The sequence below is a fragment of the Ekhidna sp. ABH4_415 genome, from assembly GCF_056161305.1.
Genome location: NZ_JBSWYW010000003.1, coordinates 143,025 through 157,500 on the forward strand (window position 1 = coordinate 143,025; position 14,476 = coordinate 157,500).

A 14,476-nucleotide genomic window follows, 5' to 3' on the forward strand; every position below is an offset into this window, starting at 1 on the left:
AGATATGACAATGAAAAAAATATTATTAACAATAATTGGATTAAGTACCATTGCATTTTCATGTGAGGATTTTGTAACGGAAGAGCCCGTAGATCAGATTCTAACAGAAAATACAATTATTGATGCTGCAAGTGCAGATCAAGCTATACTTGGTATTTATAGTAGGATGCAAACGGGGAGCCTTTATGGTAACTCTAGTATTGGTTATCCAGGTATTCTAAGTGATGAATTACAGCATAGTGGTTCATTTCCATCCATTGCAGAGATGGATCAAAATGATGTAAGTGCAGCTAACGTTTCTTTAGACAACATTTGGCAGCAAGCGTACACCACTATTTTCCAGTGCAATAACGTAATCGAAATTCTAAGTAATACGGATTTCCCTGATTTGGATGCAGATCAGAAAAACGTACATATTGGTGAAGCAAGATTTGTAAGAGCATTTCTTCATCATCATTTAGCGGCTCTATACGGCGCTGTACCTTTGGTTACAACCACTGATGTTGCAACTAATAGTACGATTAGCAGAACTCCACAAGCGGACGTTTATGATTTTGTTATCACTGAGGCTCAAACTGCAGCTACTGAACTAGCTACAGCAGACTGGGGTAACAACAATCAGTATAGAGCGACTGAGTGGGCTGCCAAGGCGCTACATGCCAGAGCATTGTTGTATGATGGTGATGCAGCAGGAGCTGCTACAGTGGCTGACGATGTGATTACAAATGGTCCATATACTTTAGGTAGTACGTATACCGGAATCTTTACTCCTGCGTTTAGAAATCCTGAATCAGGAGGTCCAATCATCTTCGCTATGTTTTATAGTGGGACTGACCAAAGTGGATTAGCATTCCAGTTTCTTCAAGATGGAGGTAGATTTGAATATGCAGTTGGTGAGGAATTAGTGGATGCTATGCTTGGAGATAGAAGCATCACTAGCGATGATGATCCAAGAGCATTGATTTCTTTAAATGAAAGCGATCCAAGTGGTCGATACATAGTGGAAAAGTACACCGACGTAGCTACTGGAACTGATAATACAGTTATTTTCAGATTAGCAGAAATGTACCTGATCAGAGCAGAAGGAAATGGTGGTGCCCAGGCAGTATCTGATATCAATGCTTTACGTACAAGAGCTGGTGCTCCTGCTTATGCAGGAAGTGGCTCTGTTTCTGATGTTTTAGCTGAGCGATTCATTGAGCTATCATTTGAAGGGCACAGGTGGTTTGATATTGTTCGAACTGGAAACGCTGAATCAATCATGAGTGGAGTGGCTGGAAGTAATTTTGCTGCTACGGATGTATTGATGCCAGTACCTCAAAGAGAGCGACAGCAAAACCCGAATTTAACTCAAAATGCGGGATACTAATATGTCGTTTGTGAACCTAGATTTTAATGATATGAGATATTTTAAAATAATAACACTAATAGTATTTCTTGCAGGTGTCATTTACTCCTGTAAGGAATCAGAATTTGCATCTATTGAAGATCAAAAGTTTGTAGCATTTGCTTCGAATTCATTTTCAGTAGGTGAGGCCTCTGCTACTTCAGAATTAAACGGGAATAGTACCGTGGGTGCATCTACTGTACAGGTTTCAGTATTAAGATCATCTTCAGACCTGAGTAATAGTTTAACTGTTACTATTTCAGCTACGGCTGTATACCTCGATCAGTCTGATTTTGCAGATCAGGGAGACGATGCAAGTAATGAGTATTCGGTAACTACTGATTTATCTTCGGTTGTTATTCCTGCAGGTTCTTCATCAGCTACTTTCAGTATAATTACTGTTAATGACCTATTTCCAAAAGGAGATAAACAAATTACTTTGGAAATAACTGGTGTATCTGATAATAGTTATTCTATTGGGAATGCGACACTTGCTAAAGCAGGAGTAGCTACCGTTACGCTTGTTGATGATGATTGTCCAATTGACTTAGCTTCTTTCGAAGGCGAGTACTCTTTGGCTTCTTTTGGAACGGAAAACTCTTGCTGTCCGGATTTCGATTTATGTGCAGCTGCTTCACGTGACTGTTCAGGAACCGTGACATTAACTGCTGATCCATCGGATCCAACCGGAACTTCGGCGATTTTGGATCACCCTTCGTTTACAGGTTCGTATGGTATTAAGTTTATCACGTGTCCAGAGCAAGTAGAGGTAGTGACACCTTTGACTGCATGGTTCGGAATTGGCTGGACTATGGCACAAGGTCCAACTTTGGGGACATATAATCCTGACACCAAAGATATTACCATAATCGGTTTACTTGGTGGCAATGGTGAGTTCACAATGGAACTTAAGAAAGTCAACTAATGAATAAATCAATTAAGACTATGAAGAAAATCATATATATAAGTTTAGCACTTACGGTCTTTTTAATAGGCTGTAAGGACTATGATCCGGATGTAAAGACTTCCGACACGGGATTTTACTCTAATCTCAGCACCTTAGATTTGCTTGAATTAAGAGGTTACACCCTTTTTGTCGATGCGGTAACACATGCTGGTGTAAGTAGTGAATTATTCGCTTCTACGGATACAGTGACAGTATTCGCTCCGACAAACCAAGCATTTGTCAATTATTTAAGCGCAAATGGTTTTAATACCATTTCTGATGTCGATGCATCTGCCTTAGCAGATGTTTTGAGGTACCATGTTTCAAATACTCCATTCACATCTTCATCAAATATTGCTTCACTGGAGACGTTACTTGCTGGAAAAAGCAGTTATCCTACGTTTTCAACTGATGGAAGTATAGGTGTAAATGGTAAAGCAGCAGTCGTTGAAGCTGATTTATTTAGTACGGACGGAGTGTCTCATGGCATTAGTCAGGTACTTTCAGCTCCAGCCGATGATGTGTTTAGTGTTATTGCTAATTCAAGTAATCACGTAACTCTAGAGGGACTTCTTGTAAGAGTAGGATTGGATGCAACCCTATCTGGAAGTGGGACTTTCACAGTTTTAGCGCCTTCTGATCAAGCATTTATTGATGCAGGATTTGATGCTGCTACATTAGCTGCTCTTAGTGATAATGAAGTCGATAGTTTATTGAAATTTCATGTTATTGGTAGTAGAACTTATCAGACTGAATTTGCTGATGGGAAGTATGAAACATTACTAGGTGCTGAGGCAGACGGATTTCAGGAATGGGTTGTAGTTGATGGTGCATTTAACTGGAATGAGGTAGAGATCGATTCAGATTCAGCTAATTTCTCAGCAGATAACGGAGTAGTTCATGAGATTGATGCAGTTCTAACCAATGATTTGGTTATTGCTGATTTCTTGGGTGGCTTTGCGACGCTTAATGCAAGTGCAACTGCAGCTAGAGATTATACTTCACTTGATCAGTTTGTAACTGTGCTAGTTAATACGCAAGGATCTGATGCTTACGTACCTGCTACTGGTGATTTTGCTGATGGAGATGAAATTCAGGATTTTCTTGAAACTTATACTTTTGAAGGTGCTATAGACTTTACAAGTTTAGCATCGGGAACAAAAGTTGAAAGTGTTAATGGATCGGAATTTTATATCCAGCATTCTGATGAAGGAACTTTAACTCTCAATGGAGTCGACACGTTAAACGAGACTGCCTCAGTCGCTGTTTACAATGGTTTTGTAAATGAGTTGACTGACAATGAATCGGCTTATCCTACTCCAATACCTTCGGAAGATATAACTGAAGTATTAGATAATAATGGCTATACTTTATTAGCTGCCATGCTCCGTGTAACAGGAAAGGATGCTGAGGCAGATGCTCAAGATGTAACTTTTTATGCAGTAAGTGATGCGTTAATAGATTTCTATTTCGGTTATTCAGATCCTGCTGATATTGATACATTATCAGCTGGTGGCGAGGAAGATGTGGAAATCACTGATGCATTTGCAGAATTCCTTGACAATCAAATGGTTCCGGGTGAAGTTGTAAGTTCTGTAATCCTAAATGATGACCTGCCAACTCAAACATTGGCTAATGGTGAGGAAATTGTTTGGGGTCTTATAGATGCAAGTGGAGATACTGCTCTTGAGTTAGTTGTAATTACCAACCCTAGTAATCCTAATAGTGGAGAGATTGAAGTATTGAATTTTAATATATGGGCGAATAACGGAGTTATTCACGAAATGGAGGATATTTTCCCTGAACCATAAATTTATTTGGTATTAATTTTGTTAATAGAGCGGTAATGTTTTACCGCTCTATTTGTTTATAAATAATGTTATGAGAAGATTTTTGTATTTGTTTTTAAGCTTGGTTGCCATTCATTCTGTTTTCTCTCAAGAGTGCGGTACTGAAGTGACGGAAGAGAACATCGCTTTCATGAAAAGTATACAAACACTTAGAAGCAGAGGAGTTTCTACTTTAGCCTCAACTGAAGTAACGATTCCTATCAAATTTCATACAATAATGACAAGTTCCGGTGATGGCGGACTTACCACAACACAGATTAATTCTATAATATCTAGACTGAATGCTTTGTATTCAAATGCGAACATGCAATTTGAGCATGAAGGTGAAGTGAACATTATAGTTGATGATGATAATTATAATTTGGATAGTTCTAATGAAGGAGCAGTAGCATCAGCGAATGATATTTCTGGAGTTATTAATATTTATTTTTCAGGTTCACTATCAAGTGGTAATCTACCTCTTTGTGGTTACACACGGTTTCCTCCAAGTTCTGATAGGGTTTTTACTACTTACGGTTGTACACTAAATGGAACAACATTAGAACATGAATTAGGTCATTATTTCACCTTATTCCATACACACGGAAAGACAAATACCGGAACAACGGACGAATTAGTCGATGGAAGTAACTGCACGACTGCAGGAGATAATATCTGTGATACACCTGCAGATCCGAATTTAAGTGGAATGGTTAATTCAAATAACTGTTCTTATGTTGGTAGTGCAACGGATGCCAACGGAGATCCCTATGAGCCAGACCCAAGTAATATCATGGCCTACTCATTGGATGCTTGTCAGGATATGTTTACTGCCGGCCAATATGATCGTGTGCGAGAAGGGTTCGAGAATGGAAGGTTTTATCTAAAATTTAAAACAGATGGGTTTACAGCTAAGTTTACTGCGGATGATCCATCAACATGCATTGGTTCTCAAGTGTCATTTGACGGTGATGCCTTTGGAGCAACCTCATATGAGTGGACATTTGAAGGAGGTACTCCTTCATCCAGTACAGCAGAAGATCCTGTTGTAACATATAATCAATCTGGGATATTTGGCGTTACACTCACAGTCACAAATAGTCAGGGAGAAACATCAACCTTATCAAGAGCGACTTTTGTCAGCATTACCGATCCTTTGGCTAATACTTTGATTGATCCTTACTTTTCCTCGGTAGACAGTGGAATTCCTTCTGATTTTACCATTGAGAATGAAGACAGAGCTTTGACATTTGAGTACAGAGGTGATGTTGATAGTGAAGGTAATGCTTCTTCAGGTAGTTTTTGGATAGATAATCACGGCTATTCTACTGAACTAAATAGAAATATTGACTTTTTAATACTTAGAAATTATAATACTGATGGAATTAAGTCATTTTCAATTTCTTTTGATCTTGCCTACACTTTCAGGCCTATTGATATTGAAAATGATATTCCTGCAAAGTATGACACATTAGAATTAATATTGGCTTCTCAGTGTGGATCAAAAGAAATAGAAATATGGCAGCAGGGGGGAGCAGAACTTGCAACAGCAGATCCTATTTTATCAAGTTTTGTTCCATCTGATGGGAGTGAATGGTCTTCCAGGACTATAAAGTATGAGGTTCCTGAAGAATTAGAATTCGCTCGATTTGCCTTTCGTAATATTTCTAAGAATGGGAATAATCTTTTCATTGACAATATAAGTGTAGAGCCTGATTATACAGTTGATGATCCAATTGATTTTAGGCTTTCCAAAGTAGAAAATCAAGTGGCAACAATCAGATGGTTTGATGGATCTACAAATGAAACTTCATATGTGTTGGAACGTTCAGTTAACGGCTCTGAGTTCACTGAATATAAAAGGTTAGAAAACAATACAATATTTTATCGAGATACTTTGGAAGCTGGTAATTCATACAGTTACAGACTTTACGCAGATGGAGTAAAAGGAAACCGTTCAAACTATACTGAGACAGTTGTTATATCGGAAGATATGGTTCTTAGCGTCAATACAAATGATAATGTCACTGTATTTCCTAATCCTTCTGAAAATGTAGTAACAATAGCTGGATTAAATTACGAATATTACTATCAGGTCACTGATGTGTCTGGCAAAAGCCATTTAGCTGGATATTTAACCGATTCTCAAAATACTATTAATGTAAGTGGTTTAAAGAGTGGTATTTACTTTCTTCGCATGAAGAATAACGAAATTGAAGTAACAAAAAGATTTATTAAACGATGAGAGTCATATATTTTATTAGTGTAATTTTTTTGACCTTTGTTGTGCAGGGGCAGGCCAGGTTTTCGGGAGGCAGTGAGACGGTTGGTACGGGTGGAGTTACGTATCTCAATAAGAGTTCTAGCTCCTTAGGAGATGATGCCAGCAAAAGAGGTTATTATGTTGGTCCACATATTTTGGGTGATACTGTAACTATGTTATTGAATAAATTCGAGAATGAATTTGTTTATTATGAGATGGGAACAGGTGCTTATGCAGTTGAGGAAAAGAAAGTGATAAAGCCCAATATCCACAAGGCAGTATGGAGGATAAATAAATATTATGAGAAGGCTGTTGAAAATGGAGAAATCACAGAGTTGAATGCTTCAATTAGGATGAAAAGAGTCTTGACAAAAGCGATAAAACTAAAAAATTATTACACTGAAGATATAGAGAAGAATCTTAGAAAGATGAAGAAAGCCCCGGATATTGAAGCTTACTTAGATAAAATAAAATTGCGATAAACATAAAGCCATCAATTATGATGGCTTTTTTCTTTCAGATTAACTTTACTTCAATGCTAGTAATCCACCGAAAGGAACACTTCAACGCAGCGCATAAACTGTACAATCCGAATTGGTCTAAAGAAAAAAATTTCGAAGTGTTTGGCCCCTGTGCCAATGAAAATTGGCACGGGCATAATTTTGAGTTGATCACATCAGTGAAAGGTGAAGTGGATCCGGAAACTGGATTTGTAATTGATCTTAAGAAACTCAAAGAGATCATACAATCAGAGATTATCGAGAAGGTTGATCATAAGAATATCAATCTCGATGTTCCTTTTATGCAGGGCAAAATGGGAAGCTGTGAAAACCTGGTTATAGAATTTTGGAAAATACTTGAACCAAGGATCAATGCAATAATCCCAACTGCTAAACTGCACAGATTGAGATTATATGAAACTCCAAGAAACTTTGTTGACTACTACGGGGAATAGATGAGGTATCTGGTCGTTTCCGAAAGCCTTCTTTGTTCCCAGTTGTCAGAAAAGCTTATCGACGAAATCAGACGATTTGATATCCGTCATGAGATTTTGTTTAACCCCTCTAATGTAACCTCTCAATTAAAGAAATCCAGACCAGATCTATTGATTGTAATAGGAACAAGCAAATCAATTTCAATAGTAAAACGGGCAAGAAAGCGAAAGATTAAGTGTTGCTTCTTTCATCAAACGTTGATGGATAAACATGATCGTAGGAATTTATCTCAGCTGTCTGTAAGAAAAGTTTATACGGATGTTCCTGTAAAAAGCCTCGAAATCCCAAATGTCTTGTTATTGTCAGATGTAATCAGAAAATTGAATGGCAATAATTATGATGAGGTTGAATCTACTGAGGTGTCTATTTTCTATTCAGACCGTGGGAAGAAAGGATTAGCAGACAACTTGTTAAAAAACATCTCGAAATTAAATCCTGATATCAATTTTAATACTCTGGATGTTTCCCTAAGTCTGAAAGAAGCAGTCGCTGCAGCTAATCGTTCCAATGCATCCATTGCTTTGGATCAATTCAGCAATGTGTTTGCGGCGTATACAAATTGCCCTACAGTTAATGTTTATCAAAAATCACTATTCAGGAAATCGAATAATGAAAATGCAGTGATTAATAAACTTTTAGGTAAGGACATCATTAGCAATATTCCAGCAAATAAGACAGGAGTTTTAATTTTTGAGATCAAAAAAGTATTACACGACCATCAGTATTGTGCAGGTATTATGCAAAGTTACCAGGAACTCAAGTCAATAATAGGAATTCAGCCATTTGCCAGGCAGGCAGCTCAGGAAATCATTGAGTGGATAGATAAGGACAATTAAGCAGCTCTCAGCTTATTAAATTTAGATTTCTCAAACTTCTCAGCTGCATATGCTCGGTCGATCACTATTTCTTTGATGTCCTTGTTCGATGGAAGTTCGAACATCGCATCGGTTACAATTGCCTCGCAAATAGATCTCAGTCCTCTGGCGCCCAGCTTAAATTCCATCGCCTTTTCCACTATGTAGTCAAGCGCATCTTCTTGAAGATCGAGCTTAACATCCTCCATTTCAAAAAGCTTAGTGTACTGTTTGATTAGCGCATTTTTAGGCTCAGTTAGAATCTGTTTCAATGCATCATTATTGAGAGGATCCAAATGGGTTAAAACTGGCAATCTCCCTATTAGCTCTGGTATAAGACCGAAACTCTTAATGTCCTGGGCAGTGATGTATTGCAATAAGTTATCCTTATCAATAACTCCCGACTTGAACTCATTGTCATTAGCAAATCCAATTGGACGAGTGTTCAGTCTATTGGCAATGTGACGCTCAATTCCATCAAAAGCACCACCACAAATGAATAGGATATTTTCGGTATTCACATTGATCATCTTCTGATCCGGGTGCTTTCTTCCTCCTTGTGGTGGAACATTTACTGTAGTTCCCTCAAGCAGTTTAAGCAACGCCTGCTGCACACCTTCGCCACTTACATCTCGTGTAATAGAGGGATTGTCAGACTTTCGGGCAATCTTGTCAATCTCATCAATGTAAACAATACCTCGCTCAGCTGCTTCTACATCATAATTTGCAGATTGGAGCAATCGAGTCAGGATACTTTCTACGTCCTCTCCTACATAGCCAGCTTCGGTTAGAACCGTCGCATCAGCAATGCAGAATGGTACCTGTAGGATTTTTGCAAGCGTTCTGGCCAGGTATGTTTTACCTGTTCCGGTTTGACCGACCATGATGATGTTTGATTTTTCAATAACCACATCATCTTTGTCAGCCGTCTGCATCAATCGTTTATAATGATTGTACACAGCAACAGAGATATATTTCTTTGCCTCATCCTGCCCAATTACAAACTCATCAAGGTGCGATTTCATATCGGCTGGCTTGATGAGTTTGAAGTTCGGACTTTCATTCTCAGATGTAGTTTTCAACTCTTCATTCAGAATCTGCTGAGCCTGAGCAATACACTTATCACAAATGTGAGCATGTATGCCAGAGATCATCAGATCTACATCTTTTTTATTTCTACCACAAAAACTACAAGTTACCTGAGCCATGCTGATTTATTTTTTTTCCAATACCTCGTCGATGAGGCCATATTCTTTTGCTTCGGATGCTCTCATCCAATAATCTCTATCTGAATCTCGTTCTATGTCCTTCAATGATTTGCCAGAATGCTTAGACAAGATATTATAAAGGTCTTTTCTTAATTCTTGCATCTGCTTGAGAGTAATCTCCATATCTCTAGATTGACCCTGCATTCCGCCACTTGGTTGGTGAATCATCACTCGCGCATGAGGAAGAGCAGAACGCTTTCCAGCTGCTCCACCAGATAATAAGACCGCACCCATAGAGGCAGCCATACCAGTGCAAATAGTAGCTACATCAGGGCTTACATATTGCATGGTGTCATACATGCCAAGCCCTGCATAGACAGATCCACCCGGACTATTAATATATAGAAGAATGTCTTTTTTAGAATCCACAGACTCAAGAAAGAGCAACTGAGCCGTTATGATATTAGCGATGTTTTCCTCTACCTGCATACCCAGGAAGATAATACGATCCATGATTAGACGCGAAAAGACGTCAATTTCACGAAAATTGGTTGGTCGCTCTTCGATTACTGCTCGTGTCATGCTCTCCACATGGTGGACATAATCGTCAACAGCAGTTCCGCTTATATTCTGGCCTTTTACGGCATATTTTCTGAATTCCTCAGTGTTTATCATTTCTATAATTTAAAGATATCCGGTGTAAAAATAAAAAAGTCCCGTGTACAGGACTTCTTCAAAACTTAAAATGATGTCGTATGGTTCAAATTATATGACCAAATGCTCAGAATCACAGCTTTCTGAATTCATCTAGAGTTACTGCTTTTTCTTTTACGGTAATCTCGCTTTTGATGTAATCAAGTACTTTTTGAGACTGAACCTGATTGAAAACCTTCATGTAATTTTCACCATTCTCACCTTGTAGGTAATTATTGGCAAAAGTATCCAACTGGTCATTCATTTGATCCCCCATTCCTGAGCCTGCAAATTGCTGCTTAATAAGCGCTTTTGCCTCATTGATCACGTCCTCGTGCTCTACCTTAATGTCCTGATTTTTTACAATCTGATTCCGGATCAATGACCATTTGAGCTCTTTGGCATAAGATGCGTACTCAAGCTCCATCAATTCAGGAGTGATGTTTTCATTGGTTCTGATCAACCATTTCTTCAAAAACTCATCCGGTAAATTAATTTTGGCAGATTCAGTCAGCTTTTCTCTTACCTGATGGTCAAAAAACTTCCCCTCTTCTCCTTTATAATTCTGAGATACGATTTCTTTAACACGATCCCTAAATCCAGCCTCATCTTTGATCGTACCTTTACCGAAGGTCTTGTCAAACAGCTCCTGATCAATTGGAGCGAGCTTGTAATGGTTGATAGCTTGAACGGTGAACGTAAGCTTTTTTAGCTTTTTGTATTCATCATCATCCATTCGGAGCTGATTTTTCAATACATTATCATTCTTGAAGCTTTTCTTAGGATCCACTTCAACCTCAGCGCCTACTTTCACATCGGTAAGTTTTTTCAATGCACCTTTTTCTACATCTCTCAAATCAATACTTACCTCCTGATCAACCGATCCATCTTTTGATTTGATCGTACCATATAAGGTATCCTTCTCTGAAGAGGTGTCAGGATTCTCCATTTCACCGAATTGACGCTGCAGGTTCTCTATGGTCTCATCAATCACCTTATCATCCACTTTGATAGAGTGCTTATCAAGCTTGACCTTCTTATCAACCTTTACCTCAAACGGCTCAGCAAATCCGATTTCATAATTGAATTCGAATTGCTCGTCATTTTCCCAGTCAAATTGTTTATCAGTTTCTACTGGTAAAGGCTCACCTAAGAATTGTGTATCACTTTCTCTTAGGTATGAATTTAGTTTATCAGAAACCAATTTATTGATCTCTTCTACAATCAATGCACTTCCATACATTTTTCGGATCATGCCCGGAGGCACTTTTCCTTGACGAAATCCCTTAATGTTGGCAGTCTTGCTGTACTCTTTGATTTTTTGATCTACACCAGGTTGAAAATCAGCTCTGTTTACGCTAATTTTAATTACACCTTGAGTTTTTTCGTTTTTGTCAAAAGTTATTTCCAACGTACTATTGTTTGGTATTTATAAAATAAAAACCCTCTTACTCGGCCCTATCCCGATAGCTATCGGGAGGTTTCGGAAAGAGGGTTGTTTTTCAGTGCGGATGGAGGGACTCGAACCCCCATGCCTCGCGGCGCTAGATCCTAAGTCTAGTGCGTCTACCAATTTCGCCACATCCGCAGTTTTCTTTGCGAGAACTTTTTCTTGCTCCGAAAATTGGAAGGCAAAAGTAGGTAATATTTTTGATTCAACAAGGGATTAATTTTGTAAAATTATTATGGTAGTAGAGGAAGATTTAGAATCAGAAAAAAAAGAGATTATCAGGCGCTATAGACGCTTGCTCCGAAAGGCAAAACCTATTCTTAAAGATGGGGATGCTAAAATCATTAAAAAAGCATTCAATACATCTATGGAAGCGCATAGTGGTATGCGCAGAAGATCTGGCGAGCCTTACATTTTTCATCCACTAGAGGTAGCCGAAATATGTGTTTCGGAAATTGGTCTGGGTACCACATCCATCGTCGCTGCATTATTACATGACGTTGTTGAGGATACCGACTATGAACTGGATGATATTGAAAGACTATTCGGGAAGAAAGTGGCCACCATTATTGATGGGCTTACGAAAATTTCTGGTGTGTTTGATCATGGAAGCTCTCAGCAGGCTGAAAACTTCCGAAAAATGCTACTCACACTTTCTGATGATGTACGGGTGATTCTTATAAAGCTGGCAGATCGACTGCATAATATGCGTACACTGGAAAGTATGCCTAGAAACAAGCAGCTAAAGATTGCCAATGAAACCATATACCTATATGCTCCTCTCGCGCATCGCTTAGGTCTATATGCTTTCAAGTCCGAATTAGAAGATCTCTACCTCAAATACAGCGAACCTGAGGTCTATGAAGAAATTGCTGGAAAAATTAATGAAACGAAGGACTCGAGGAATAAGTTTATAAGAAATTTTATTCGTCCAATAAAGGACAAACTAAATTCTTTAGGTGTTGATTATGAAATAAAAGGAAGGCCAAAATCCATTCATTCCATCTGGAATAAAATGAAAAAACAGAATGTGCCTTTCGAGGAGGTTTATGACTTGTTCGCTGTACGAATAATTCTGGAAGTTCCATATAAAGATGAGAAAGCATACTGTTGGCAGGTTTATTCTCTAGTAACAGATTATTACCAGCCTAACCCGGATCGCTTGAGGGATTGGATTAGTATTCCCAAAGCAAATGGCTATGAATCACTTCATACCACTGTAATGAGCGATACGGGGAAGTGGGTTGAGGTGCAGATAAGGACAACACGCATGGATGAAATTGCAGAAAAAGGATATGCAGCTCATTGGAAATATAAAGATGGAAAGACAACAGATGAGAGTGGGTTGGAAATGTGGATCGCGAAAGTACGAGAGATCCTTGAGCAAAATGACGGTAACGCCATCGAATTTGTTGATGATTTTCGTTCAAATCTATATAGTGATGAAGTTTTTGTATTCACACCAAAAGGTGATTTAAGGACTTTGCCGCAAGGAGCAACAGCATTAGACTTTGCCTTTGATATACATACAGAAATAGGGGAGCATTGTCTGGGGGCAAAGGTGAACCAAAAGTTGGTCCCACTGAACTTTGAGCTGAAAAATGGAGATCAGGTAGAAATCCTTACTTCTAGTAAGCAAAAGCCAAATGAAAGCTGGCTACAATATGTAGTGAGTTCCAAGGCAAAATCGAAAATTAAAGATGCACTCAAAGAGGAGAGAAAGGTATTTATTGATGAAGGGAAGGAAATTGTAAAACGAAAGCTAAAACAGCTCAAACTGGAATACAAGCAATCGGTGCTTGAAGATATATCCCACTATTTCAACGCTAAGAGCGTGACGGATATGCTTTACCTGGTTGGAACAGGTAAGATTGATCACTCATTAATAAAGTCCTTTGCTAAAAGTGAGAAAGATGAAATTAAAAAGCCGAGTGTAAGAGGAGCCAAAGACATTGAAGAGAAGCTTAGCCGAGTACGTAAAACAGATAGTGATTTACTGCTTCTTGGTGAAGATCTTGATATCATCGACTACAAATTCGCTAAGTGTTGCAATCCGATAGCGGGAGATGATGTGTTTGGTTTCGTCACAGTAAGTGAGGGTATTAAGATTCACAGAACTACTTGTCCTAACGCTGCGGAACTCTTATCCAATTATGGTTACCGAATAATAAAAGCGAAATGGGCATCCTCACGTAAACATTCATTTGAAGCAACCTTGGCCATTATAGGTACGGATAGAATGGGACTCGTGAGTGATGTGTCCAATATTATTTCAGAGGAATTGAAGGTAAACATGCGCTCCTTATCTATTAATACAGAAGGGGGAATCTTTGAAGGGAATATACGCTTATATGTAGAAGACACCTCACACCTTGACACACTTGTTAAGAAGTTAGAGAAAGTAAATGGTGTAGTAAAGGTGAGCCGCACCAATTGATCGAATCCCATAAATTATATTTGCAATATGCAGGGACAGAATATTATGGATGAAGTAAGGAAAATTTTTCAAGCGCACCTTGAGAATAAGAATTTACGGAAAACGCCGGAGAGGTTTGCGATCTTGGAAGAGATTTACAATCGTGATGGGCATTTCGATGTGGAGTCCTTATATGTTAGTATGAAGGACAAAAACTACCGGGTTAGTCGAGCCACAGTATATAATACGTTAGACTTGTTGGTAGATTGCGACTTGGTCACCAAGCATCAGTTCGGAAAAAACCTGGCTCAGTTTGAAAAAGCCTATGGATTCCGTCAGCATGACCACCTCATTTGCACCGATTGCAATAAGGTGCATGAGTTCTGTGATCCGCGCATTCAAAACATTCAAACGACCGTTGGTCAATTATTGCAA

General features: G+C 38.7%; 12 protein-coding genes and 1 tRNA gene (1 of these 13 running past the window's edge). 9 read left to right on the forward strand and 4 right to left on the reverse strand.

Annotated features, from left to right (window positions below):
• Positions 1-10: 10 nt before the first annotated feature.
• The 7 genes from ACXAH9_RS05885 (at position 11) to ACXAH9_RS05915 (ending at position 8,256) form a co-directional block, all read left to right on the forward strand.
• A complete protein-coding gene (locus ACXAH9_RS05885; protein ID WP_474893932.1) occupies positions 11-1,369 on the forward strand; it encodes a RagB/SusD family nutrient uptake outer membrane protein in 1,359 nt (452 codons plus the stop codon).
• Positions 1,370-1,400: 31 nt separating this feature from the next.
• Entirely contained in the window at positions 1,401-2,312 is a 912-nt protein-coding gene (locus ACXAH9_RS05890) for a hypothetical protein (RefSeq protein ID WP_474893933.1), read from the forward strand.
• 20 nt (positions 2,313-2,332) lie between these two features.
• A complete protein-coding gene (locus tag ACXAH9_RS05895) occupies positions 2,333-4,144 on the forward strand; it encodes a fasciclin domain-containing protein (protein ID WP_474893934.1) in 1,812 nt (603 codons plus the stop codon).
• A gap of 70 nt (positions 4,145-4,214) precedes the next feature.
• Positions 4,215-6,407, forward strand: coding sequence for a T9SS type A sorting domain-containing protein (locus ACXAH9_RS05900; protein ID WP_474893935.1), 2,193 nt, complete (start codon positions 4,215-4,217; stop codon positions 6,405-6,407).
• Positions 6,404-6,907, forward strand: a complete 504-nt coding sequence (locus ACXAH9_RS05905) for a hypothetical protein (RefSeq protein WP_474893936.1) — start codon at positions 6,404-6,406, stop codon at positions 6,905-6,907. The genes ACXAH9_RS05900 and ACXAH9_RS05905 overlap by 4 nt, the downstream gene beginning before the upstream one ends.
• A 53-nt stretch (positions 6,908-6,960) precedes the next feature.
• Positions 6,961-7,380 carry a 6-pyruvoyl trahydropterin synthase family protein gene (locus tag ACXAH9_RS05910; RefSeq protein WP_474893937.1) on the forward strand — a complete coding sequence of 140 codons (420 nt, stop codon included), beginning with the start codon at positions 6,961-6,963 and terminating at the stop codon, positions 7,378-7,380.
• Positions 7,381-8,256, forward strand: a complete 876-nt coding sequence (locus tag ACXAH9_RS05915; protein ID WP_474893938.1) for a hypothetical protein — start codon at positions 7,381-7,383, stop codon at positions 8,254-8,256. It begins immediately after the preceding gene.
• Here ACXAH9_RS05915 and clpX read toward each other — a convergent pair.
• The 4 genes from clpX to ACXAH9_RS05935 all read right to left on the reverse strand — a co-directional run bounded on the left by clpX (position 8,253) and on the right by ACXAH9_RS05935 (position 11,763).
• Positions 8,253-9,482: an ATP-dependent Clp protease ATP-binding subunit ClpX gene (clpX, locus tag ACXAH9_RS05920; protein WP_474893939.1), complete on the reverse strand. Its 1,230-nt coding sequence runs from the start codon at positions 9,480-9,482 to the stop codon at positions 8,253-8,255. The genes ACXAH9_RS05915 and clpX overlap by 4 nt on opposite strands.
• 6 nt (positions 9,483-9,488) lie before the next feature.
• On the reverse strand, positions 9,489-10,157 hold the full coding sequence (locus tag ACXAH9_RS05925; RefSeq protein WP_474893940.1) for a ClpP family protease: 669 nt from the start codon (positions 10,155-10,157) through the stop codon (positions 9,489-9,491).
• 112 nt (positions 10,158-10,269) lie between these two features.
• Entirely contained in the window at positions 10,270-11,586 is a 1,317-nt protein-coding gene (gene tig / locus ACXAH9_RS05930) for a trigger factor (RefSeq protein WP_474893941.1), read from the reverse strand.
• Between the two features lie 95 nt (positions 11,587-11,681).
• Positions 11,682-11,763: transfer RNA gene (locus tag ACXAH9_RS05935), tRNA-Leu, on the reverse strand.
• 97 nt (positions 11,764-11,860) lie between these two features.
• Here ACXAH9_RS05935 and ACXAH9_RS05940 point away from each other — a divergent pair.
• Both ACXAH9_RS05940 and ACXAH9_RS05945 read left to right on the forward strand, forming a co-directional pair.
• Complete coding sequence (locus ACXAH9_RS05940) at positions 11,861-14,062, forward strand: RelA/SpoT family protein (protein WP_474893942.1); 2,202 nt, start codon at positions 11,861-11,863, stop codon at positions 14,060-14,062.
• Positions 14,063-14,089: 27 nt separating this feature from the next.
• Positions 14,090-14,476, forward strand: partial view of a Fur family transcriptional regulator gene (locus tag ACXAH9_RS05945; RefSeq protein WP_349563457.1) — the 5' portion only. 78 nt of this gene lie beyond the right edge of the window; 387 of the gene's 465 nt are visible here — the first part of the coding sequence; it begins with the start codon at positions 14,090-14,092; the stop codon falls past the right edge of the window.

Excerpts from the sequence above, each read along its gene's own strand:
- ACXAH9_RS05885 (WP_474893932.1), top strand. The coding sequence starts at position 11 with ATGAAAAAAATATTATTAACAATAATTGGATTAAGTACCATTGCATTT.
- ACXAH9_RS05890 (WP_474893933.1), top strand. The coding sequence starts at position 1,401 with ATGAGATATTTTAAAATAATAACACTAATAGTATTTCTTGCAGGTGTC.
- ACXAH9_RS05895 (WP_474893934.1), top strand. The coding sequence starts at position 2,333 with ATGAAGAAAATCATATATATAAGTTTAGCACTTACGGTCTTTTTAATA.
- ACXAH9_RS05900 (WP_474893935.1), top strand. The coding sequence starts at position 4,215 with ATGAGAAGATTTTTGTATTTGTTTTTAAGCTTGGTTGCCATTCATTCT.
- ACXAH9_RS05905 (WP_474893936.1), top strand. The coding sequence starts at position 6,404 with ATGAGAGTCATATATTTTATTAGTGTAATTTTTTTGACCTTTGTTGTG.
- ACXAH9_RS05910 (WP_474893937.1), top strand. The coding sequence starts at position 6,961 with ATGCTAGTAATCCACCGAAAGGAACACTTCAACGCAGCGCATAAACTG.
- ACXAH9_RS05915 (WP_474893938.1), top strand. The coding sequence starts at position 7,381 with ATGAGGTATCTGGTCGTTTCCGAAAGCCTTCTTTGTTCCCAGTTGTCA.
- clpX (WP_474893939.1), bottom strand. The coding sequence starts at position 9,482 with ATGGCTCAGGTAACTTGTAGTTTTTGTGGTAGAAATAAAAAAGATGTA.
- ACXAH9_RS05925 (WP_474893940.1), bottom strand. The coding sequence starts at position 10,157 with ATGATAAACACTGAGGAATTCAGAAAATATGCCGTAAAAGGCCAGAAT.
- ACXAH9_RS05940 (WP_474893942.1), top strand. The coding sequence starts at position 11,861 with ATGGTAGTAGAGGAAGATTTAGAATCAGAAAAAAAAGAGATTATCAGG.